General features: G+C 40.7%; 21 protein-coding genes, 1 tRNA gene and 1 rRNA gene. 2 read left to right on the forward strand and 21 right to left on the reverse strand.

Translation table 11 applies throughout. The features are described 5' to 3' along the window. Positions 1 to 28: 28 nt before the first annotated feature. The 12 genes from H9630_RS15660 to groES form a co-directional block, all read right to left on the reverse strand. Positions 29 to 1,129: a threonine aldolase family protein gene (locus tag H9630_RS15660; protein ID WP_191716429.1), complete on the reverse strand. Its 1,101-nt coding sequence runs from the start codon at positions 1,127 to 1,129 to the stop codon at positions 29 to 31. A gap of 14 nt (positions 1,130 to 1,143) precedes the next feature. Further along, entirely contained in the window at positions 1,144 to 2,085 is a 942-nt protein-coding gene (locus H9630_RS15665) for a sensor domain-containing diguanylate cyclase (RefSeq protein WP_191716430.1), read from the reverse strand. A 328-nt stretch (positions 2,086 to 2,413) separates the two neighbouring features. Then, entirely contained in the window at positions 2,414 to 3,259 is an 846-nt protein-coding gene (locus H9630_RS15670; protein WP_191716431.1) for a DegV family protein, read from the reverse strand. A gap of 463 nt (positions 3,260 to 3,722) precedes the next feature. Next, on the reverse strand, positions 3,723 to 4,328 hold the full coding sequence (locus H9630_RS15675; protein WP_191716432.1) for a YesL family protein: 606 nt from the start codon (positions 4,326 to 4,328) through the stop codon (positions 3,723 to 3,725). A 74-nt stretch (positions 4,329 to 4,402) separates the two neighbouring features. Beyond that, positions 4,403 to 5,359: a carbohydrate kinase family protein gene (locus H9630_RS15680; RefSeq protein WP_191716433.1), complete on the reverse strand. Its 957-nt coding sequence runs from the start codon at positions 5,357 to 5,359 to the stop codon at positions 4,403 to 4,405. Between the two features lie 114 nt (positions 5,360 to 5,473). Continuing rightward, the gene (locus tag H9630_RS15685; protein ID WP_191716434.1) at positions 5,474 to 6,937 is read right to left on the reverse strand and encodes a glycoside hydrolase family 32 protein; all 1,464 of its coding nucleotides are present in this window, start codon (positions 6,935 to 6,937) and stop codon (positions 5,474 to 5,476) included. A gap of 14 nt (positions 6,938 to 6,951) precedes the next feature. After that, positions 6,952 to 8,553, reverse strand: coding sequence for an extracellular solute-binding protein (locus H9630_RS15690; protein ID WP_191716435.1), 1,602 nt, complete (start codon positions 8,551 to 8,553; stop codon positions 6,952 to 6,954). A gap of 18 nt (positions 8,554 to 8,571) precedes the next feature. Next, positions 8,572 to 9,468 carry a carbohydrate ABC transporter permease gene (locus H9630_RS15695; protein ID WP_191716436.1) on the reverse strand — a complete coding sequence of 299 codons (897 nt, stop codon included), beginning with the start codon at positions 9,466 to 9,468 and terminating at the stop codon, positions 8,572 to 8,574. 14 nt (positions 9,469 to 9,482) lie between these two features. Further along, positions 9,483 to 10,430: an ABC transporter permease gene (locus tag H9630_RS15700; protein ID WP_191716437.1), complete on the reverse strand. Its 948-nt coding sequence runs from the start codon at positions 10,428 to 10,430 to the stop codon at positions 9,483 to 9,485. 233 nt (positions 10,431 to 10,663) lie between these two features. Next, positions 10,664 to 11,647, reverse strand: coding sequence for a LacI family DNA-binding transcriptional regulator (locus H9630_RS15705; protein ID WP_318248005.1), 984 nt, complete (start codon positions 11,645 to 11,647; stop codon positions 10,664 to 10,666). A gap of 695 nt (positions 11,648 to 12,342) precedes the next feature. Next, positions 12,343 to 13,974 carry a chaperonin GroEL gene (gene groL, locus H9630_RS15710; protein ID WP_191716438.1) on the reverse strand — a complete coding sequence of 544 codons (1,632 nt, stop codon included), beginning with the start codon at positions 13,972 to 13,974 and terminating at the stop codon, positions 12,343 to 12,345. A gap of 31 nt (positions 13,975 to 14,005) precedes the next feature. Continuing rightward, positions 14,006 to 14,290 (reverse strand): co-chaperone GroES, encoded by a 285-nt coding sequence (gene groES / locus H9630_RS15715; protein ID WP_006831533.1) that lies wholly within the window; start codon positions 14,288 to 14,290, stop codon positions 14,006 to 14,008. A gap of 193 nt (positions 14,291 to 14,483) precedes the next feature. Here groES and H9630_RS15720 point away from each other — a divergent pair, with 193 nt between their 5' ends. After that, on the forward strand, positions 14,484 to 15,329 hold the full coding sequence (locus H9630_RS15720) for a CPBP family intramembrane glutamic endopeptidase (RefSeq protein ID WP_191716439.1): 846 nt from the start codon (positions 14,484 to 14,486) through the stop codon (positions 15,327 to 15,329). A 69-nt stretch (positions 15,330 to 15,398) separates the two neighbouring features. Here H9630_RS15720 and tatC read toward each other — a convergent pair whose 3' ends face one another. The 3 genes from tatC to H9630_RS15735 all read right to left on the reverse strand — a co-directional run bounded on the left by tatC (position 15,399) and on the right by H9630_RS15735 (position 17,099). Then, the gene (gene tatC / locus H9630_RS15725) at positions 15,399 to 16,169 is read right to left on the reverse strand and encodes a twin-arginine translocase subunit TatC (protein ID WP_191716440.1); all 771 of its coding nucleotides are present in this window, start codon (positions 16,167 to 16,169) and stop codon (positions 15,399 to 15,401) included. A 12-nt stretch (positions 16,170 to 16,181) separates the two neighbouring features. Then, on the reverse strand, positions 16,182 to 16,376 hold the full coding sequence (locus H9630_RS15730; protein WP_191716441.1) for a twin-arginine translocase TatA/TatE family subunit: 195 nt from the start codon (positions 16,374 to 16,376) through the stop codon (positions 16,182 to 16,184). Between the two features lie 90 nt (positions 16,377 to 16,466). Further along, positions 16,467 to 17,099 (reverse strand): redox-sensing transcriptional repressor Rex, encoded by a 633-nt coding sequence (locus H9630_RS15735; RefSeq protein WP_191716442.1) that lies wholly within the window; start codon positions 17,097 to 17,099, stop codon positions 16,467 to 16,469. A gap of 132 nt (positions 17,100 to 17,231) precedes the next feature. On the opposite strand from H9630_RS15735, the gene H9630_RS15740 reads away from it, so the two are divergent. Next, positions 17,232 to 19,166 (forward strand): ABC-F family ATP-binding cassette domain-containing protein, encoded by a 1,935-nt coding sequence (locus H9630_RS15740; RefSeq protein WP_191716443.1) that lies wholly within the window; start codon positions 17,232 to 17,234, stop codon positions 19,164 to 19,166. A 378-nt stretch (positions 19,167 to 19,544) separates the two neighbouring features. On the opposite strand, the gene tsaD is transcribed toward H9630_RS15740, so the two are convergent. From tsaD to rrf, 6 genes are all read right to left on the reverse strand, one after another. Beyond that, complete coding sequence (gene tsaD, locus H9630_RS15745) at positions 19,545 to 20,564, reverse strand: tRNA (adenosine(37)-N6)-threonylcarbamoyltransferase complex transferase subunit TsaD (RefSeq protein WP_191716444.1); 1,020 nt, start codon at positions 20,562 to 20,564, stop codon at positions 19,545 to 19,547. Further along, positions 20,557 to 21,012, reverse strand: a complete 456-nt coding sequence (gene rimI / locus H9630_RS15750; protein ID WP_191716445.1) for a ribosomal protein S18-alanine N-acetyltransferase — start codon at positions 21,010 to 21,012, stop codon at positions 20,557 to 20,559. Before rimI ends, tsaD begins: the two co-directional genes overlap by 8 nt. Next, positions 21,009 to 21,704 carry a tRNA (adenosine(37)-N6)-threonylcarbamoyltransferase complex dimerization subunit type 1 TsaB gene (tsaB, locus tag H9630_RS15755; protein ID WP_191716446.1) on the reverse strand — a complete coding sequence of 232 codons (696 nt, stop codon included), beginning with the start codon at positions 21,702 to 21,704 and terminating at the stop codon, positions 21,009 to 21,011. Before tsaB ends, rimI begins: the two co-directional genes overlap by 4 nt. Further along, positions 21,701 to 22,156: a tRNA (adenosine(37)-N6)-threonylcarbamoyltransferase complex ATPase subunit type 1 TsaE gene (tsaE, locus tag H9630_RS15760; RefSeq protein WP_191716447.1), complete on the reverse strand. Its 456-nt coding sequence runs from the start codon at positions 22,154 to 22,156 to the stop codon at positions 21,701 to 21,703. Before tsaE ends, tsaB begins: the two co-directional genes overlap by 4 nt. Positions 22,157 to 22,296: 140 nt before the next feature. Next, positions 22,297 to 22,369: transfer RNA gene (locus H9630_RS15765), tRNA-Asp, on the reverse strand. A gap of 11 nt (positions 22,370 to 22,380) precedes the next feature. Continuing rightward, a 5S ribosomal RNA gene (gene rrf, locus H9630_RS15770) occupies positions 22,381 to 22,496 on the reverse strand. Between the last annotated feature and the right edge of the window lie 9 nt (positions 22,497 to 22,505).

Genomic DNA, 22,505 nt, shown 5'->3' on the forward strand with positions numbered 1-22,505 from the left:
ACAATTCACCGCATTGTTGAGAGGTTTTCTACTGGTTGAACCAGTGCTTCATGCTTTCGTCGAGTTGTTCGAATGTCCTGTCTAGCAATTCTTTCGGAATTTTTGAATACCCGTCTCCCATATGTACTTCGAAATAACAGGAGTGTTCATCCATTTCTTTGAGGTAACTGGTTATCCCTATTCCTGTTTGCTGTTCCAGCTCCAATAAAATCGGTTCGACTTGCTCTTTAGCTTGCCTGAACTGGACATGAAACATATTCGAAACCGGAACAGCAGGAAGTGTTGAAATGCCATAACACGCATTAAACCGTTCAGCCACTTCCTTAGCTTCCTCATAATACTGTTCCATTTTATTGGAACGCATGTCAAAGTAATAATCTGCGGGTATGATATAAGGATACAAACTGATTAAATCGCCGCCGTGGCGCCTTTTCCAAACTTTTGATTGCTTGATAAAATCGTTGTCACCTGCTAATATAGCACCCGCAATTCCGCCAATCCCTTTATATAAAGAAAGGTAAACGCTATCGAATAAAGAACAGACATCATGTGCTGTTTTCTGATAGTAAGGGAGAACTTCCAATAACCGGGCACCGTCGAGATGAAGCCGAATCTGCCGATCACGGCAATATTGAGAAATTTGTTCAAGCGTTTCAAAACTTGGCAACTGACCGCCTATTTCCCGTTGGGGCAGTTCCAATAAGATAGCCGCAACCCCGTCTTCCATTTTGATGACGTCATTCAGATCGATTACCTGATCACGTTTAGTAAGGAAAACCGAGTCAATATGATGCAATTCTTTTAAACCGCCTTCTTCATGAATCTCTAAATGGCTAAGTGGATGGTACGCTACTTTTCCGGTTCCCTTTTCATCACACCAGATTCGCAAGGCAATTTGCTGGGCCATCGTGCCGCTCGGGAAAAAGACCGCGTCCTCTTTTCCTAATAAAACTGCCATTTTCTTTTGGAAATCCTCAATGATCCGGCCCTTACCATACTTATCACTTTCCAGATCATCTTCTATATTTTGAAATGCTTCTTTTAAAACCTGGATATTCCGTTCACCATTTCCCGCCAGTTTATAGGCCGTTTGATTATAGGCCCTCTCCAATTGATTTTCTTCACCCATCTTATAAACCCCTTTCAGAAAAACTTATACGTATTCTTTCCTGAAGTTTTTGCCTCGTACAAAGCCTGATCAGCGTGTTTAAGAAGCGCCGCTAATTCTTCAGTACCACTGGCCGGATATGTGACAACTCCGATACTTGTAGAAAGTTGATACTGGGCATCCCACTTACTTAAGCGATCGAGTACATGCTGCGCCTGTTGGCTTATGTCTTCTTTACTGCCTATAGAAGGAAAATGCATGACAAACTCATCGCCTCCTAATCTGACCGCAAAAGCGTCCGGCTGTTCAGCCGCCAACTTCTGAAGCCTGGAAGCCACTTCCTTCAATACGCCATCGCCCGCTTCATGGCCATGGAGATCATTTACCTTTTTAAACCCATCCAAATCCAGAAAGAAAATCACGCCACCTTTACTGGAATGATTGTCAAAGAAATTAGAGAGATACCGTCTGTTATACAGATCCGTCAACGCATCCCGATAAGCAAAACGCTCAAGATCCAAATAATAAGAAAACATCCGAACGATTTTTTGGAGCAATTGGATACTCTTCGCATCAAAGTGGGTGACTTCATCATTGATTGCACATAATGTTCCAAATTTCTCTCCATTCACAAGAGAAATCGGTAAGCCCAAGTAAGACCGGATATTCACTTCATCAAGCTTCTGCTGAAGTTTCTCTAAGCTGCTTTCTTTTTGGATATCTTCATAGATCAGAGGCTGGTTGTTTTGAAAATCCACTCGATTGCAAAGCGTTTCATTCAGGTTTAACACCAGTCCTTCTGCCACGGCAATACTGGTATCTTCATTTGAAAGCTTAAGAATAACTTGTTGGCTATCGCTAAGTGACGTTAAATAGATCAATTGATCCGGCAAGATTTCTTTTGCCAATTCCAGCACATCGTTGGCCAGTTCATCAAAATTTTTATACATCTGCAATTCTTGATACGTAGTTACCATGGCACACCTCGAATATTTTCAAATTTCATTTTATCGATCCATCCTCTCTTAAGGAAATGAAGCAATCTTAAAATCATTTCCTTGCTTCAAAAAACGGGGATCTTGTTGTATTTCTTAAAGCTTAACATATCAAGCTGATAAGCATTTAATATGAATTCAAAAATATTTCTTCCCATCGGCAAAGATTGCTTCTTAATTTCCACCTAATAAAAAAGGACGAAACCGGTGTGGTTTCATCCCTTTTGCTGATGGTCTTGAGAATACGGTCTTCCAGCCAGTTTGTTAATCGCAACAATTCTTCGTTCAGTTACAGTTTGCAATAAAACACTCAATAAGAAACCCAGCTTAATCCTGTAGTTCCTTCGCCTGCATGGACGCCTACACAAACACTTAGTGCAGCAACTTGCACTTTCAATGCTGGAAATTCTTGCAAAAGCTCGCTCTTCCATATTTCTGCGTCAGTGGCATTATTGCAGTGAATAACGGAAACTTCCGGAACAGTGCCCGTCTCCATATCCGCACGAAGGGAAAGAGTGACTTTGTCTTTCGCCCGTTTGTTTAAACGAACCTTTTCTTTCAGGACGGTTATTCCATCTTCAAAAGTGATCACCACTTTAATGTTCAGCAGATTGGTGACGAAGGTTTGTGTGCCAGACACACGCCCGCTTTTATGCAATTGATTCAAGCTTGAAGGAATAAAGGACAATCTTGATCGAGTCGCCATTTTATTGATCGTTGCCACCACTTCTTCCGCGTCTTTGCCTTCTGCAAACAACCCTGCGCCTACTTCAATCATCTTCCCCATCGGAAAAGAACCGATTTTTGAATCGATGGGATAGACATTGAAATTTGTCATCTTCGCAGCTGCCTGGGCACTTTCAAATGTCCCTGAAAGGCCACTCGATAAATGAAGCGCAATCGCAAAGTCATACCCTTCCGACTCCAATTTTTCATACAAAGATACCATCTCGCCAATTGCAGGCTGTGAAGTTTTAGGTGAGACTTTCGCTATCCGTAATTTATCGTAAAACTCTTCTTGTGTAAAATCGATGGATTCCCGAAACGATCCATCCGAAAAAACCACACTAAGAGGCAGAATGTGGACATTGTGTTTTCGGATGAAATCCTCATCCAATTGCGCAGCGGTATCGGTAATCCAAGCTATTCTTTTCATTGACGTTTCTCCTCTAAATGTGAGTTTATCAGCATCGTAAGTGGCCTGCTCTTGCTAACTTACAGGAGGATTTAAACAAGTGCTAGTGACAGCCGTCATATACATAAAAAGTTCTAAATAGGCTGACATGATTTGAACATATATTGCTGTTTTTCTTTTTTAAGAAAAGCTGTTATAAATATTCAAAAAAAAATCCTGATACCAATATTCAATACCATTTTTAATGGATTGTGTTTGCCTATAGCTAGTTGTTCGATAAAAGCCTACTAACCTATGTTTACTTAAGACATAACTTTTTAAATTTACGTAAACCAGTATTATAAGATAAGAAAAAGAGTCCACTTTGAATGCTATCGGGCAAAGTGGACTCCTATCAGTAAACTTTAATTTTTTATAAGGAAAAATCCTTTTCTACTAAGAATATTCAACTACTCTGTAATTTAGTTGAATAACTAATTTTCGATTAAACTTCTTTCTTTAAAAAAGATAAATGGGCGATTTTCATCAATACAAAACTAATTAAGCTTATTCCAAATAGCAATATTAATACTGGTAATTGTAGATATAAAAATAAGATGATGACTATACTAATTGCCATTATCAAAGTATGCAAGGGTCGGGCAATGACAAGGATGAATGCATGCTTTGGGTACTGCCAAAGCTTTAAATCATAGTGAACAAATACAGAGAAGATATACAATAAACTGAGAAGGTATACGAATACTACAACCATAGTCACACTCATCAGGATTATATAAAGCGTATCCTGATTTATATAGTGCAGTACTTTAAAATCTGTATATAATACTAATCCAATCAACAGCATAATATACCCAACAACGTTGGATGCTATGAATTCCGATTTAAATTTATCCCAAAACAGCTTTATAATGGAACCATTGTCTGATTCCATGATAATAAGCCTCATTACCGCAAATAACGCCGCAGTAGCAGGGAAAATCCCTAATATAAATAAACCGAAAAAGGAAAACGATAACCATAAAAAGTTTAACAATACTAAATTAAATCCAAGATTCCCTATTCGTAAATACCATTGTGTGCCATACATAATTTCATGGACCCCCATTTAAGCTGGCAAAATCGATTCTTCAGCTGATGGCATTAATTTATTTATCCTATATATTATACGACTTCATCTAAAGTTGGAATAGCAGAAATTGCGCCTACTTTTGTACAAACCATTGCACCCACTTTATTGCTCAGATAAGTGATTTTTTTTATCTTCTCAAAGTCCTCCAGAACTTTTTTCACATCCTTCTCTTTGGCAAGCTGGTACAGCATTGCGCCAACAAATGCATCCCCCGCACCAGTCGAATCTACGGAATCTATTTTAATACTTGGAACTATTTCTTGCTTATGGTAATTAGAAATCAAAGTTCCTTCTTTACCTAGTGTAAGTGCAATTAAGCTCGTCCCCATTTGGTGCAGAAGCTGAATTCCTCTACTAAGATCTTCTGTACCAGTAATAATCTCTAATTCTTCTTGACTGACTTTTACAAAGTCAGCTAACGCAACTCCTTGTTTCGTTAACTCTATAAAATTAGTTTTCTTCCCTTTCCAGAGATCTGATCTGTAATTAGGATCAAAAGAAACAAATTGCCCATTTTTTTTTGCCAACTTCATTGTATTGAGGTATGTAGATTGAAAAGGTCCTTCCAGTAACGCAGTTGCAGATCCAAAATGGAGAATGGCAGCTTCTTTTAATTTTTCCTTATCCACTTCTTCTTCCATTAAAAATGCATCGGCACCTCTGTTAAAAACAAAATCCCTTTCTCCATTCTCCATTAAAGAAACAAAGGCTAGTGTAGTCGGATTAACATTATCAACTACAAGCATGGAAGTATTAACATTTATTTCTTCTAAAGTATTTTTCAGAAATTTTCCGAATGGATCGTTTCCAACTTTTCCACAGAACAATGCCGTTCCACCCAATTTCACAATGGTGGCGCATACGTTAGCAGGCGCTCCCCCAGCCTGTTTTTCGAAAATATTTCCGTCCACTAAGTTATCCCCTGCATCTTTACAATAAAAATCGATTAACAACTCTCCGATACAAACTACAGACGCATTTTTACTCATACTTTTACTCCCCTCGCTAAAATGTGAACTATTATATTTTTTTAATTTAAAAAAGAGGAAACAATCAAATGTCTCCTCTTTTCTAAACATCTAAATACTAGTAAGCTTCACATTTTATAATGTTGCATTCTTTGCAGGGATTGCGATATAACCATCCTTAACGGTCATATTTCCACCCTTACTATAAAGTGTTATGCTTTCACAGGTTTCGTCAGGATATACTAAACTCGTTATAGCATAAGTGCCATCATTGATAAAGATTTCAATCGAACATTTATCAATAATCACCCGTAATTGAACATGATTTCTTTCACTCATTTTAAGTTCTTGATCCGTTGAAAACATATCAGAAAATTCCACATTTCCAGAATTTCTTCTATTTAGTATTATCACGTGATTTAGTGCATCATACTCGATAGTGGTGATGTGGGCTGATGTATGATTCAATGTAACACCAAATTGATCCGCATCATTCTTTATATCCAGGAATAAGTCTACATATCGCTCATTCACTTCAATTTTCTTTGGATTAGAAGGTTTTACTTCATAGTTTTGAATATCTACAGTTCTTTCAAAATAAGAAGATAGTTCTTCCACAGGATATTGAATGACTTTATACTTCCCTTCTATGTTCCGAAGGTGAAGCTCTCTTGGAATCGTCATCTGATTTCTCCATCCATCCGTAGGCACCACATTGGCATATCTCCAGTTACTCATCCATCCCAGATAAATCCGACGCCCATCCTCTTCCGGAATATCTGAAAAGCTTACACCGGCATAATTGTCTCTCCCATAGTCTAGCCACCTGATGTCATGATGTTCCGATGTAAAGACAGAACCATTAAAAGCACCAACAAAATACTGTGTACGCGAGCCCATGTTCGATATTCCATTATCACCGATACTGACTATCAAAATCCATTTTTCTTCTTCTGTATCTTCTACCTTTAATTTAAATAGGTCAGGACATTCCCAAACCCCATCATGAGAACCTGCGTTATCACCAAACTCACTTTCAAACTCCCAATCTATTAAATTTAATGAAGAATAAAAAGAAATTGTTTGGCCAGTGGCTAATGACATAATCCATTTCTCTGTTTCCTCGTGATGAAAGACCTTGGGATCTCGGAAATCACTTTTTGACGCATGAGAAAGTACAGGATTACCCTCATATTTAATCCAGGTTCGTCCATTGTCATTACTATACGCCAGACTTTGCGTTTGTTTTTGTGCGATTTCATCACTAGCTTCCTGGTGGTGCGTAAAAATAGCTACTAAACCTGGTTCATCCGGAAAGAACCCTGTCGTATTATTCCAATCCACCACTGTACTTCCGGAAAAAATAGTTCCGTGCTCATCCGGGTATAGGGCTATTTCAAGCTCCTCCCAGGTAATCAAATCCTTACTGACAGCATGGCCCCAATGCATTGGGCCCCAAATATTGTCGTTAGGATTGTGTTGAAAAAACAAGTGATATTCATCTTTAAAATATACTAATCCATTTGGATCGTTTAACCAATTTTTCTTTGTTGCAAAGTGCAAACTGGGCCTGTATTGTAGTATTTCTTGTTTTGTCAATTAGTTCTCCTCCATTACTTAGCAGTACGGTCATAACCTTTTTGTTTAATTTCCAGCCATTCCTGTAAACCAAGACGATCCAACTCATCCAAGTATTGGTCCCATTCTTCCTCTATAGTTCCCTTTGTAATCCATTCAGCTTTTTTTCGCTGAATGTATGGAAGCAAGTCTGCTTCTATTGTAGAAAGAAGCTCTAATTCTTCTAAACTGAAAAATACTTTCGGATAGATATTTTCCGCTTTCATATGCGGAACCATAACTTCTTTCATTTGATCCAATCTCTCGGCAGCATCATCTGGCTTTGTCGTGATTTCCCCATAATAACTGTCTAGTATTGCCAATGGTCCTCCAACGGAAGTTCTCTCTCTTAATTCAACAGGTGCAGTTCCTTCTAGACCGAGATGTTTTAACATATTTTGCTCTTCATCAAATTCAAAGATATTCTGCATATCTTCATCTCCATAAGTACCCCAGTTGTTTTGTACAGACTGATGAGGGTCATAGAATTCATCAACCCATTTTGCTGTTAATTCAAGATTTTGGTTGGCACCTGTAACAACCATTTTCGAACGATCAAAACCCATCCCATTTGTTCTGGCAACATTTTTTTGGCCATCCGGACCTTCTAAAGGCGGCATAAGCGCATAATCATCATTCGATCCTGAAATATTTGCTTTATCCCAAGTAAAATACATACCGTAGCGGCCTTCTTGGCCTTTAGCTACATAAGTAGACCAGTCCTGTTCAAAGGCTTCGATATCAATTAATTCTTCCTTATGCAGTTCATTCATGAAGTTGATGGCTTCTTTGTATCCTTCATCGCTGGATGTCAATTTAACTTCTCCATCATTAGTTACAACGGTGTGATCCCAATTATCACCCAGACCAAATGAACCGAATAAGAATCCTGGATCCTGTCCTCCGTCATTTATAATAAATGACATAGGAATTGTTTCTCCGTCACCAGCAAGATCATTCTCTTTAAAGGCGATTAGCACTTCTTTTAATTCCTGAGTTGTTGTGGGCATTTCCAGTCCCAATTCATCCAGCCATGTTACGTTTATCCATGGGAAATTATCTACTGAGTGAATACTTTCTTTCCCTTGTCCTAGTTCCTCTATCCAAGGGAATGCATAGATATTTCCGTCCGGTGCAGTCATCATCTCTCTATACTCTGGAGCTTTTTCCAGAACCGCTTGCAGATTAGGCATGTGATTTTCTATTAATTCGTTCAGTGGAATAATAGCACCATCGTCTGCCAAATTTAATAATTCATAATCACTGTAACCAGCATTGCTAATCGCGTCTGGCATATCCCCGCTAGTCATTGCCAAATTCCTTTTCTCACCAAATGTTTCTCCTGTAAAGTTTCTCCATTCAATATGGACATTTGTTTTCTCTTCTAATCGCTGATTAAGCAATTTCTCATTTGGGTCTTCAGGTGCTAGTGGCGAACTTTGTGTCATAACCTTCAATGTCACTTTTTCTTCTAAAGGAAATTCAATGTCTGAAAGCCCGTAATCCTCTGACCAGGTATCCTTATCATTGCCGCTACATCCCGAAACTACTGTTCCGATGATCAGCAGCAATGAAGTTGCTTTTAAAAACTTTTTCATAATAATTCCCCACTTTCTTTATTTTAATGATCCTACCATTACGCCTTTTTCAAAATACTTTTGGAAAAAAGGATACATAATCAGCAAGGGTAAACTTGACACTACAATAGAAGAATACTTTATCATTTCTGCAATTTTTTGAATCTCAGCTCTTGCAAGCTGATCCGCAATCATGCCAGGCTGCACTTCATTCTGGATAAGAATTTCACGCAATACCAGCTGTAATGGATAGAGGGATTGATCTTCGAGATAAATCATTGCGTTGAAATAAGAATTCCACTGGCCTATAAAAGCATATAAAGCGAGTACAAAAATAATTGGTTTGGACAGCGGCAAGATAATCTTCAAAAATATCTTGAGATCTGAAGCACCATCTATTCTTGCTGCTTCCTTTAGTTCATTGGGCAATCCTTTAAAATATGTTCTAGAAAGTATAATATTCCACACACTGACAGCTCCTGGAAGTATGATTGCCCACGGTGTATTGATCATACCCAACTCTTTAATCAGTAAATATGTAGGGATCATCCCACCATTGAAAAACATTGTTACGATAAAGAAAAGCATAAACAACTTTTTTCCAGCTAAATTGTCAACGGATAAAGCGTAACCAGCAAGAATAGAAAACAAAACAGAGACTATAGAGAATCCTCCTGCGTACATAATAGAGTTAAGAAAGCCTCTAACGATAGAACCATCTTCGAATATCCTTCTATAACCATCAATCGTCCAGTCCTCAGGATTAAGCGATATACCTTTTGTCAGCAAGACATTCGGACTCAGAAAAGAGCCGAATAAAACATACAAAAGCGGAACAGTAATAATGAGCACAATTAAAATTAAAATGATTTTGTTAATTAAAAGGAGCGTTCTGTCTGTTTTCGAATTATTTACAAGGTCAATTTTAGATTTCATGATTGTGCTCCCATCTAGTAAAGTGTTTCACCATTTAATTTTTTGACAACAGTATTAGCAATTACTAGTAGAAGCAAACTAATAACAGAATTGAATAATCCTACAGCAGCTCCAAATGACCAATCCCCTGCTTGTAGCCCTCTTTTGTATACATAGGTATCAATAATCTCTGAAGCAGGCAAGTTCATGTCAGTTTGAAGTAAGTATGCTTTTTCAAAACCAACTCCCATAATTCCGCCAATTGCCAAAATAAACAGGACAGCTATAGTCGGCTTAAGAACTTGAAGATCAATATGAATGATTCTTTGTAAAAGGGAAGCACCATCAATCGTTGCTGCATCATGAAGCTGCGGATCGACATTCGATAGTGCAGCAACATAGATAATTGATGAGAAACCTGCAACCTGCCAGACACTGGATGCAATGAATACGCTTCTGAAATAAGATGGATCTGTCATAAAGGAGACGGGCTCATCCATAAATAAAGTCAGAAATTCATTAATCGGTCCTGCTGGTGATAAAAAGATAAATAGCATCCCCGATATCACTACTGTAGAAAGAAAATATGGCGCATAGATGATTAATTGAACATTTTTTTTAACTTTAGCTCTTCTCAGCTGATTTAACATCAAAGCCAGAATGATAGGAATTGGAAACCCGATAAGAAGTTCGAAAGCGCTTAATTTTATCGTATTCATAAATATTTGCTGAAAGTTGGGGGATTGCAAAAAATTAATGAAATGGTCGAAACCAATCCATTCACTTCCCATAATCCCTTTAATCGGACTAAAATCTTTAAATGCAATTGTAACCCCATACATTGGTATGTAATTGAATATAAATACTAGGACAACAGCTGGCACTAAAAACAAATACAAGATGAAATTATTTTTAATGTAGTTTTTACGGTTTTCTTTGATTTTAATTGTTTGAACTGTTTTCTCAGATACTGCTTTAGCCATGACATCCTCCCCCTTTTTGGCTTCATTAATAAAACGCTTTCTATGATTGCCAAAATAACTATTAAGTTAACGCTTTCATAGAAGTTTAAAAATGTAAAAAATTAATCCTTTTATAACTATGTTAACCGGTTAACATATCGTGTTGTAAAATTGATTATAGTTAAATCTCCTTTTTATGTCAACCGGTTAACAGAAGAAAACAAAAAATTTTAAATACTTTTTAATTATGAGTTTTATGTTGTTTCACTTTCAATTAAGTTTACTGGTAGCTTCCATTCAATTTGTGATTCCGTTTCACCTTCAATTTGTTTTAATAATAGCCGAACTGCTAAATTTGCAATTTCCTTTACTGGCTGCTGAATCGTACTTAGTTCAGGCAACAGCATTCTGGTTATTTCTGAGCCATCATAACCGATCACTTTCAAATCAGCAGGTATATTTATGTTCCTTCTTTTTGCTTCTTTCATCACACTCGATGCTATAAGGTCATCGCTTGCAAAAATACCATCAACATCTGGGTTCTCATTAAAAATAGTTTCTATAACATTTTCACCTATTACATAACTCTGGGGATAATATTGGTTTTCTTTCATTACGTCTTCATACGCTTCTCTTCTTAAATTTGCAGGGGTTTCCAAAGAAGGAGAACCGTTAATATGAATAATCTTCTTACAACCTTTATCAATTAATAATTGAGTAGCCTTTTTCCCGCCATCATAATTATCACTGGAGACGACCGGCGTATTTTCAGATAAATAGCGATCAATACCCACCAATGGGAGTTGCGGGTTGTCATATTCCAGAATCCCTCTGTTATGAGATCCTGCTATAATTCCATCCACCTGGTGTCTTTGCAGCATTTCCAGGTAACTCTTTTCTTTATCTTCACGGCCTTCACTGTTGCATAATAATACTTTGTAGCCTAAAGATTCACATATATTCTCTAAATGAAAAATCAATTGTCCATAAAAAGGATTGTTTGTAGTTGGAAAAATAAGGCCGATAATAAAGGTCTTATTAATAAAGAGTGAACGAGCAATTTCATTTGGATGGTAGTTTAACAGTTCTACAGCTTCATTTACTTTCTTTCTTGTTTTTTCGCTTATATATCCTCGATTATTTAGTACTCTTGAAACGGTTGTCTTGGAAACACCAGCTTCATTAGCGACATCATCCAACTTAACTTTTTGATTTATATTTTCATTTGTATTATTCACTTTTCATCACCTTTGCTATCTCTTTGCTAATTCATCTTTGCTACCCTAATAAAAATACAATTGAACAAGTAGATTTTACTGTTTTTCAAGAGGTACTATAAGAATAATTTTGGCACATTAATTCTGTGAAAATATTCGTTGAATCATTCTTATATCTTTTGATATTCACTCTTCAAATAGACCTTTCCTATTTATTTAAAGCTTTTTAAACCATGTCAAGTTGAAATGCTAACCTAATGGCATGTAATAAGTATAAAAAGATTCCTTTCAACATCATATCCAAAGGGATGTAGGAGCGCAACCTTTTAAAATCAGAATATTATGTTTGAATTTAATTTGTTAACATACTTTCTTCACCAAGAACGAAAAGAATTGTGAACTGCATATATAAATAGTAAAAAATAAAACTCATTCTTTTATATACATACATTCTTTTAAAATGACAAAAGCTGTTATAGATTTACCTGACACACAAAAAAGATCCAATCATTAAAATCTTGCTACGACCTTACAAGTTTGTATATATACTACACATAAAATGAAGATTTAATCGATTGTTAAGTTCTCTTCAAAGAATAAAAAGATACCTCGAAAAATTACCTTTGCTAACCACAAGTATTACCTCTCATTATTAAAAAGCGAGGTCTGCCATTAGGCAAACCTCGTATTGTGTTACTAATGTTATTCAATTTGCTTTACATCATGCCGCCCATGCCGCCCATATCAGGCATTCCGCCCATAGGTGCTGCTGGTTCCGGAATGTCTGCTACGACTGCTTCAGTCGTTAAGAACATAGCTGCAACAGATGCTGCGTTTTGAAGCGCTGAACGGGTAACTTTGGTTGGATCGACGATTCCTTCTTCCACCATGTTAACCCACTGTCCATTTGCTGCGTTGAAGCCGATGCCGATTTCTTCGGATTTCAGGCGGTGAACGACGATTGATCCTTCAAGGCCTGCGTTTGTCGCGATTTGGCGAACCGGCTCTTCAAGTGCACGAAGCACAATGTTGACGCCTGTTGCTACGTCGCCTTCCTCTGTTTCAAGAAGTTCTGCAACCTTGTTGTAAATGTTGACTAGCGCTGTACCACCGCCGGCAACAATGCCTTCTTCGACAGCTGCACGAGTTGAGTTCAACGCATCTTCAATGCGAAGTTTACGTTCTTTCAATTCTGTTTCAGTAGCCGCTCCGACTTTGATGACTGCAACGCCGCCAGCCAATTTAGCTAGACGCTCCTGCAATTTCTCTTTGTCGAATTCAGAAGTTGTTTCTTCGAGCTGGTTGCGGATCTGTGTAACACGAGCGACGATTTGTTCCTGGTCGCCGGCGCCTTCCACGATGGTTGTGTTTTCTTTCGAAACAACCACTTTTGATGCGCGCCCAAGTTGAGCGATGTTCGTTGTCTTCAATTCAAGTCCAAGATCTTCTGTAATCACTTCTGCGCCAGTTAGTGCAGCGATATCTTCCAGCATCGCTTTGCGGCGGTCACCGAAGCCTGGTGCCTTAACAGCTACAGCATTGAATGTGCCGCGCAATTTATTGACAACCAATGTCGCCAATGCTTCGCCTTCAACATCTTCAGCCACGATTAACAATGGCTTGCTTTGCTGAACGACTTGCTCAAGAATCGGAAGGATTTCCTGGATGTTGCCGATTTTCTTGTCAGTAACCAAGATGAATGGGTTATCCAATACCGCTTCCATTTTGTCTGAATCCGTCACCATGTATGGAGACTGGTATCCACGGTCGAATTGCATTCCTTCAACCACATCAAGTTCAGTTGTGAAGCCGCGAGATTCTTCCAAAGTGATGACGCCGTCGTTGCCGACGCGCTCCATTGCTTCTGCGATCAGTTTGCCGACTTCTTCATCACCAGATGAAATCGCTGCAACTTGTGCAATCGACTCTTTTCCTTCGATTGGCTTGGAAATGGCTTTCAATTCCACAAGCGCGTTTTCCACTGCCAATTCGATTCCACGGCGGATGCCTACAGGGTTCGCGCCAGCTGTAACGTTCTTCAAGCCTTCACGGATCATTGCCTGCGCAAGAACCGTCGCTGTCGTTGTACCGTCACCGGCGATGTCGTTTGTTTTAGAAGCTACTTCCGCAACAAGTCTCGCCCCCATGTTTTCAAAAGCATTTTCAAGTTCGATTTCTTTTGCAATCGTTACACCATCATTGGTGATCAACGGCGAACCGAATTTTTTATCAAGAACCACGTTGCGCCCTTTTGGCCCAAGTGTCACTTTCACTGCATTTGCTAATTTATCTACGCCTTGCAGCATTAGACTGCGTGCGTCTTCACTGAACTTAATATCTTTTGCCATGTTTAGCTTCCTCCTGTTTCGCTGGTTTATTTTAGCCTAAAACTGCTAATATATCGTTTTCACGTAAAATCAAATATTCTTTGCCTTCATATTTCAATTCAGATCCTGCGTATTTCGAGAAGATGACGCGGTCGCCAGCTTGCACGTCCAATTCTGTGCGCTGCCCGTTTTCACGGATAAGTCCATTTCCTACAGCGATCACATGGCCCTCCTGCGGTTTTTCCTGTGCTGAACCCGGCAAGACGATTCCGCTTGACGTTTTTTCTTCCGCTTCGATGAGCTCAATAATTACACGATCTCCTAGTGGTCTTAACAATTGAAACACCCTCCTCAAATTATCTAAATGTTCTCGATTAGCACTCTCAACCTCTGAGTGCTAACCCACTACCAAGTTTAATAAAATCTTCAGTCTTTTGCAAGCGGTAACCATTAGTATTTTGATTTCTTTGCGGTTGTTCTTTGAAAGCTCTACAATAGAAGGAGCATCCCCCAGTGAAAGGAATTACATCATGCCCACCAAACGAAAAACCTTTATAGACAGTTTCTTGAAAAACGGCAGCTCCTCTCGCCCGAAAACCAAAAAGAACAGCAGCTACCGCCCGAAAGCACAAGGGACAAAAACGCCGCTTTATGTATTGTTGATCTTTATTGCTGCACAGTTATCACCGATTCTGTTCATCTCCCCTACCTTGAATTATTTCCTGGACCAAGGCATGGACCGGGAAGCTGCCGGCGCCGCCACTTCAGGCTGGCTGATTTTCCTGACTATGGGCATCGGTTTCATTTTAACGCTCCTGATCATTTTCCGGGACAAGCGCTTTTTCGATATATGGAAAGGCACAAAATCCACGGTCCTCATGTCGGTTGTCTGGGGCTTTCTCGGCTTTCTGCTTCTGCTGATCGGCCAATCAGTCGCCGCTTTAATTGAAATGAAGGTTCTCGGCATTGATCCCGGTTCTGAGAATACCGCTTCCTTAGTCTATATCGCTGAAGCGGTGCCGCTCGCTATCGTTTCAATCGTCTTGTTCGGACCAATTCTCGAAGAACTGGTTTTTCGCCGCGTCCTGTTCGGTTCACTGAACCAAACGACCAATTTCTTTTTCGCAACAGCGATCAGTGCATTGGTGTTCGCTTTGATTCACTTTGATTTTACGCATTTGCTGCTTTACTTCACTACCGGCTTGATCTTGGCGTTCCTGTATCAGAAGACCAAACGGATCATCACCCCGATTATTGCCCATATGTGCTTGAATGGCTATGTCATGCTGATTCAACTCAATATGGACAAAATTTTGGAATTCCAGGAACAGATGGAAAAACTTCAAACAACCGGATTTTCTTCTTTCTTTCAATGAGCAGTAAAGAGACGAAAAACATATTTCCCATAAGAAAAAGCCTTCCCCGATTTTGATCGGTGGAAGGCTTTATTTTTCTTCAATGATTTGTTGCTGTTCTTCGATAATCTGCTGTTGCTCCGCTTTCAAGAACTTACGGTAACCAATCTTAGCGATGATGACACTGAATTCATACAGCACAATCAACGGCAAAGTCACAATCATATGCGAGACGATGTCCGGCGGTGTAATGAACGCTGCAATGATCACTAAACCAAGATAGGAGTACTTGCGGTATTTCGTCATCAGCATCGGGGTAATGATCCCAAGCCTTGTCAGAAACAGCATAAGGACCGGCAGTTGGAAAATCAAACCGAACGGCAACGTAATCTGGAACAGAAACTGGAAGTATTCATTGATCCCAATTGTTTCTTGAATATCCATATTGTCAGAGATATTCAGCATAAATCCGATGACATAAGGAAATAGAATCAAATACGCAAAAGCGATGCCTCCCAGAAATAATAGAACAGAGAACGGAATATAGCTTAATGTCGCTCTGCGTTCTTTATCGAGAAGACCTGGACTGATAAACGCCCAGAACTGATACATGATCAATGGGGACGTGATGATCAGCGCTAAAATCATCGTAACCTGCATAAAAATTTTCAGCGGATCCGTAATTTTAAACGCATTCAACGTCAGGTTTTTCGCTTCTTCGGTATACTGCAGATACTGGATCAGCGGTTGGGCAAGAAAAAAGCTGACAATAAGCGCTAATACAAAGAAAACGACTACAATGGTCAGCCGTTTTCTCAATTCACCTATATGTTCAACTAACGTCATATCTTTTTCTGTCATCAGACAAACATCCTATCGTATTTCCTTTTGCTCATCTTTCTTTTTCAAATCTACTTTATCGTCGTCGTCATCCACAAGTCCTTTTGTAGCGTTTTTAAACTCGCGCAAAGACGAACCGAATGCTTTTCCAAGTTCCGGCAACTTTTTAGGACCGAAAACTAACAAGGCAACAACCCCGATAACGATGATACTCATTGGACCTGGCATACGTGGCACCTCCTGTATTATGGCTCTATTTTACATCATTCAAGCTGTTTTGGCTATTTCCAAAGGCCTTTGAAATGTGAAGGTTTTAAGTCATTGCTGCTTGATCTGGTAGATCAAAGTCTGCAGTTCAACGGACAAATCGATGGTCTGGACACGGATATGGTCGGGAACCGAAATGCGGACAGGCGTAAAATTCAAAATCCCTTTGATTTCGGTCTTCGCCAAACGGTCTGTCACTTCCTGGGCCGAGCGTGACGGCACTGTCAAAATAACCAGTTCCACGCCGTACTCTTTGATCTTCTCTTCAATCTTGTCTGGATGGTAGGTATCGATATCGCTGATCTTTTCGCCTTCCACCGGACTGTTCGAGTCAAAGGCCACAATGATTTTCGTGTTGTGGTTGCGATGGAAATTATACTTTAAGAACGCACTTCCGAGTCCTCCGACACCGATCAGCGCCACATTGGTAGCTTCGTCCTGATCCAAAGTCTTCCGAAAAAAGAGCAGCAGTTCCTGGACATCGTAGCCATAGCCTTTTTTTCCGAGCGCTCCCAGATGGGAAAAGTCGCGGCGGATTGTGGCCGAATCAATTTTCATCGCTTCGCTCAATTCCTGCGAAGAGATCCGTTTTTGTCCGGCATTCGCAAAATTTTGAAGGAAACGGTAATACAAAGGCAGCCGTTTGGTTGTGGCTTGCGGAATTTTAGATGTCTCATGTAACATACGCTTTCGCATCCTCCTGAGGTGTTGTCAAATCGCTTTCATCTTACATTAGGAACCTTGATATGTAAAGGCTTGTGCAATTGCGAACCAACGCCCCATCAGCTACACTTAGAGAGAATAGAGGTGACCTACATGATAGTTTTACAAGTGAATCAAGTCCATAAATCATTTGGCGCAGAAGAGATCCTTTCAGGCGTCAAATTGGAAGTACAGCATCGCGACCGTGTTGCATTAGTAGGCCGCAACGGTGCAGGAAAATCCACTTTATTGAAAATCATCGCCGGTGAAATGTCCCATGACAGCGGCGACATCATCATGCCGAAAGATTTGACGATCGGCTATTTGGAACAACAGACCAATTTGGAGTCGGATGCCACCATCTGGGATGAAATGATGACGATTTTCCATCATTTCCGTGAACAGGAATCGAAACTTCGCCGCTTGGAAGCACAAATGGCCGATCCTGATATATACAATAATCCTGAAGAAAACGACAAAGTCATGAAAGAATACGATCTGCTCCAGCATGATTTCAAAGATGCAGGCGGCTATCAATATGAAGCGGATACACGAGCCATCCTGAATGGCATGAAGTTCTATCCCGAAGACTATGACAAGAAAGTGGTGTCATTATCCGGTGGCCAGAAAACCAGATTGATGCTTGCCAAGCACCTGCTCAGCAAGCCGCAATTGCTGATTCTCGATGAACCGACCAACCACTTGGACATCGAAACGCTCAGCTGGCTGGAGAACTACTTGAAGAACTACCCGGGTGCTTTGCTGATCGTTTCGCATGACCGTTATTTCCTCGACCAAGTGGTAACGCTGGTCTATGAAGTTTCCAGACACCGAGTCAAAAAGTATACCGGCAACTACAGCCGTTATTTGAATGAAAAAGCTAAACAATACGAATTGGACCAAAAGCAGTTTGAAAAACAGCAAGGCGAAAAAGCCAAGCTGGAAGATTATGTCCAACGCAATCTGGCACGGGCTTCAACGACCAAGATGGCACAAAGCCGCAGGAAGACCCTGCAAAAAACCGAATGGATGGAAGCTCCCGACGGCAATGAAAAATCAGCCCGCTTCGGCTTTACTATTGGCAAACAAAGCGGCAATGACGTCTTGAATGTCCAATCGCTGAAAATCGGCTATAGCAGCAAGCCTGTATCCGAAAACATTTCATTAAAACTGTACCGCCAGGAAAGCATGGCATTGGTCGGACCCAACGGCGTCGGCAAATCGACGTTGCTGAAAACCATCATGAAAGAGCTGAAACCGCTTGATGGCGATATTCATTACGGAACCGGCATCCAATTCGGCTATTACGACCAGGAACAAGCCAATTTAAAGGGCAATAAGCTGGTGCTGAACGAATTATGGGATGATTACCCTCTCATCAATGAAAAAGACATACGCGGCATCCTTGGGCGTTTTTTGTTTACAGGGGATGATGTCCTTAAACCGGTCTCAACTTTATCAGGCGGCGAGAAGGCACGAGTGGCCCTTGCCAAGCTGATGATGCAAAAAGCCAATGTCCTGCTTCTTGATGAGCCGACAAACCACTTGGATCTCGACAGCAAGGAAGTACTCGAGAACGCCTTGCTGGATTATCCCGGCACCCTGCTATTTGTATCGCATGACCGTTATTTTATGAACCGGATCGCTACAAAAGTCATTGAGCTTACTAAAGACGGCACAACCGAATACCTGGGCGACTATGATTATTATGTAGAGAAAAAATTGGAAATCGCTGAATTGAAAGCTCTTGATGAAGCAGAGTCGATGACGGAAGTAAAAGCGCCAACCGCAACTTCCACTTCGCAGATCAACAAAGAAGCGAAAAAACTGGAGCGCCAGCTGGTCCGCCAATCTGAAGAAGCCGAACAGGTAATGGAGAAACTAGATCAGCAAATTGCTGAAATTGAAGAACAATTGTGTGAGCCGGAAATCTTCCAGGACCACGAGCGGGTCTTGCCGCTTCAAAACCAATTGGAATCCTTAAAAGCCTCTCACGAAGAAACCATGGCACAATGGTTAGAACTACAGGAAAAAATTGAAAGTATTTAGTTTTGAACCGGCTGTTTTTCAGCCGGTTTTTTGTTACTATATATAGGTCAATAGGGTTTCGCAAAATATTTATTTCCACAGATTTCCCCACAACTTCGAAGTTGTCTTATCAACTGTCAACAGACTTATCCCCGTTATCCACAGGTTAACAAAATACTATCCACATAGTTTTCCACTTCTACTTACACAATATGTAGGATATCCTCTATTTACCCCCTAGTTATAAACAGTTTATTCACAAATTGTGCATAAGTACAAATGTTCTCTCTTGACAGAAAAATTCTGCCATCTTCATAAATATCTGAATTTTACGGTAAAAAAAAGCAAGTAATTACACACATTCCAGATGACCTGAAATGATGAAATTACTTGCTTTTATTAAATCCATGAGGTTAATGGCATACCCGGCCGGCCATTCATTGCCATCGTGCCATATAATCCTTTTTCGTACATGACAGTGCCTGCGGCTGCAATCATCGCGGCATTATCTGTACATAAAGGCAAAGAAGGAATATAGAAGGGAATCTCTTTTTCTTTGAATACCGATTCCAACGAGCTTCGCAAGCCTTTATTCGCGGCTACTCCACCAGCAGCAATCACTTGCTGGACTTTGTATTCCTCAGCTGCGCGCAGCATTTTTCCAGTCACCACTTCCACCACACTGTTCTGGAAACCGGCTGCTACATGTTCTGGAGCTATTTTTTCGCCGCGCTGAGCTGCGTTATGCATGTAATTCAAGACAGACGATTTCAATCCACTGAAACTGAAATCGTAAGAACCTTCCTCCAGCCAAATTCTTGGAAATGCAATAGCCTCATCACTGGCATGTGCCAATCGATCAATATGAGGGCCGCCTGGATAAGGGAGATCCAGTGTCCGGGCAACTTTATCATAGGCTTCTCCAGCTGCATCGTCCCGTGTTTCTCCGATTACAGTGAAATCACCATGTTCTTTCATATAGATCAATTCCGTATGGCCACCCGAGATAACCAGCGCCAGAAGTGGAAATTCCATCTCTTGCTCCAAACGATTGGCATAAATATGGCCTGCGATATGATGGACTCCTACTAAAGGCAGCTGATGGGCAAAAGCAAACGCTTTGGCCGCATTGACGCCAATCAGTAAAGCACCTACTAGACCTGGCCCTTCCGTTACCGCCACGGCATTCAGCTGATGCGGTTCCATTGCTGCCAACTGAAGCGCTTCTTCAATAACCAATGTAATTTGTTCTACATGGTGCCTAGAAGCAATTTCCGGCACGACCCCACCAAAACGTTTGTGGCTCTCAATTTGGGAAGCCACCACATTGGAGATGATTTCGGTGCCATTTTTAACAATCGAAGCTGCCGTTTCATCACAGCTCGTCTCAATTCCTAATATATAAATGTCTTTATTCATCAAAATTCACCCACATCACTATGGCATCCTCATAATTGTCCGTATAATACCGCTTACGGATGCCTCCATTTTTAAATCCTAATTTACGGTAAAGATTTTGTGCGACTGTGTTGCTGACACGGGCTTCCAATGTCATCAAGATCGCACCATGCGCTTTCGCAGTATCAATTGCCGCCTGCATCAAGCCCTCGCCCAGTTTTTTACCACGCTGTTCGGGAAGGATGGCGATATTCGTCACATGTGCTTCGTCCATGACGAGCCACATTCCGCAATAACCTACGATGCCTTCACTTGTTTCAGCAATCACATAATATGCATGTTCGTTGTTGATCATTTCATAGTAAAAAGCGTCTTTGGTCCAAGGCAAGGTAAAAGACAGGCGCTCTATTTCATAAACCTCGTCGATGTCCGCAATGGTCATTTTTCTGAATCTCACTTCTTCAATCATAGAGGTTGTCCTTCTTGCGCTTTATTATAATTGGCTTCTGCTTCTGTAATGCGGCGGTATTCAGGAACAGCATGATGAACATTGCTTTCTGGAGATTCCTGAGCCAGCAAAATGAGATTGGAAGCACGCGGCAACCGGTTCTGCATTCCGCTGAAATGAGCTGTTTCACCCAACACTTCACTGATTAATGCTTCGTGCAAGGACACATCCATCCCAGTGAAGAGTACAGGACGATTGAATTCTTTCACTTTCAATAAAAACTCTTTTACATCACTATGCTGATCGCCAATCACCGGCATCAAGCTGCTGCCCTCATATAAGCCGATAAAGGCGGTACCGCGCCGCGCATCCATCAGTGGACAAACCAGCCCCTCAAACCCTTGGCCGTTTGCAGCAAGCACCTTCAAGCTCGAGACTGGATGAAGGGGAATTTTCAAAGACCAGGCCAATGTTTTGGCAATGGTCAATCCAATACGCACACCTGTATAAGAACCTGGTCCTTCAGCTACGGCAATGTGCGTCAGGTCAGCAGGCGCCACTTTCGCTTTTTTCATCATTTCTTCAATCGCCGGCATCGCAGTTAGCGAATGATTGATTTTTAAATTAGATGTTTCTTCTATTAAAACCTTGCCATCTTCGATTAACGCAAGCGCCAAAGGAGAATTCGAGGTATCGATTCCTAGATAAATCATGATAAGTTTAGCTCCTTGCAAAGATTTTCATAGCGTCTGCCAATCGGGTGGAGGATAATCTTGCGTTCTTGCTCTGATTGCCGGGTAATTGTAATTTCCAGACGCTCCGTGGGTAGGTATTCTTCTATAAATGTTGCCCATTCAACTACCGATACTGCTTCGCTGCTGAAAAATTCATCAAACCCGATGTCTTCGTCACTGTTCTCAAGACGGTAGACATCAAAATGATTCAATTCCAGACGACCGGAATATTGTTTTAAGATTGTAAAAGTCGGACTGTTGACCATCCGCTGAATTCCAAGTCCTTTTGCTAAGCCTTTTGTAAATGTCGTTTTCCCAGCCCCTAAATCGCCTTCGAGTGTCAAGAGGTCTCTAGGTTCCAGCAGTTCAGCCAAACTGGCCGCAAACGCTTCGGTTTCTGCAGGCGAGTTCAATGTAATTGTGTATGCCATTATCGTGTCACCTCTATTGAGTCTTTACATAGTTTAGCGAAATTGTTGAAGTAAATCAAAATATATCGTTTTGTCAGTGGTTTTTAATGAAAACAAAAAAAATAAACACAGCAGGATCGCTGTGTTCATCATCAAAATTACGGTCCCGACCGGGATCGAACCGGCGATCTCCTGCGTGACAGGCAGGCATGTTAACCGCTACACCACGGGACCAAAAAAAAATAGACCAGCGACGTCTTACTCTCACAGGGGGAGACCCCCAACTACCATCAGCGCAAAAGAGCTTAACTTCCGTGTTCGGGATGGGAACGGGTGTGGCCTCTTTGCCATCATCACTGGACTATTTTCA

Origin of the sequence: Planococcus wigleyi, assembly GCF_014836985.1 — a bacterium.
Lineage (GTDB): Bacteria > Bacillota > Bacilli > Bacillales_A > Planococcaceae > Planococcus > Planococcus notacanthi.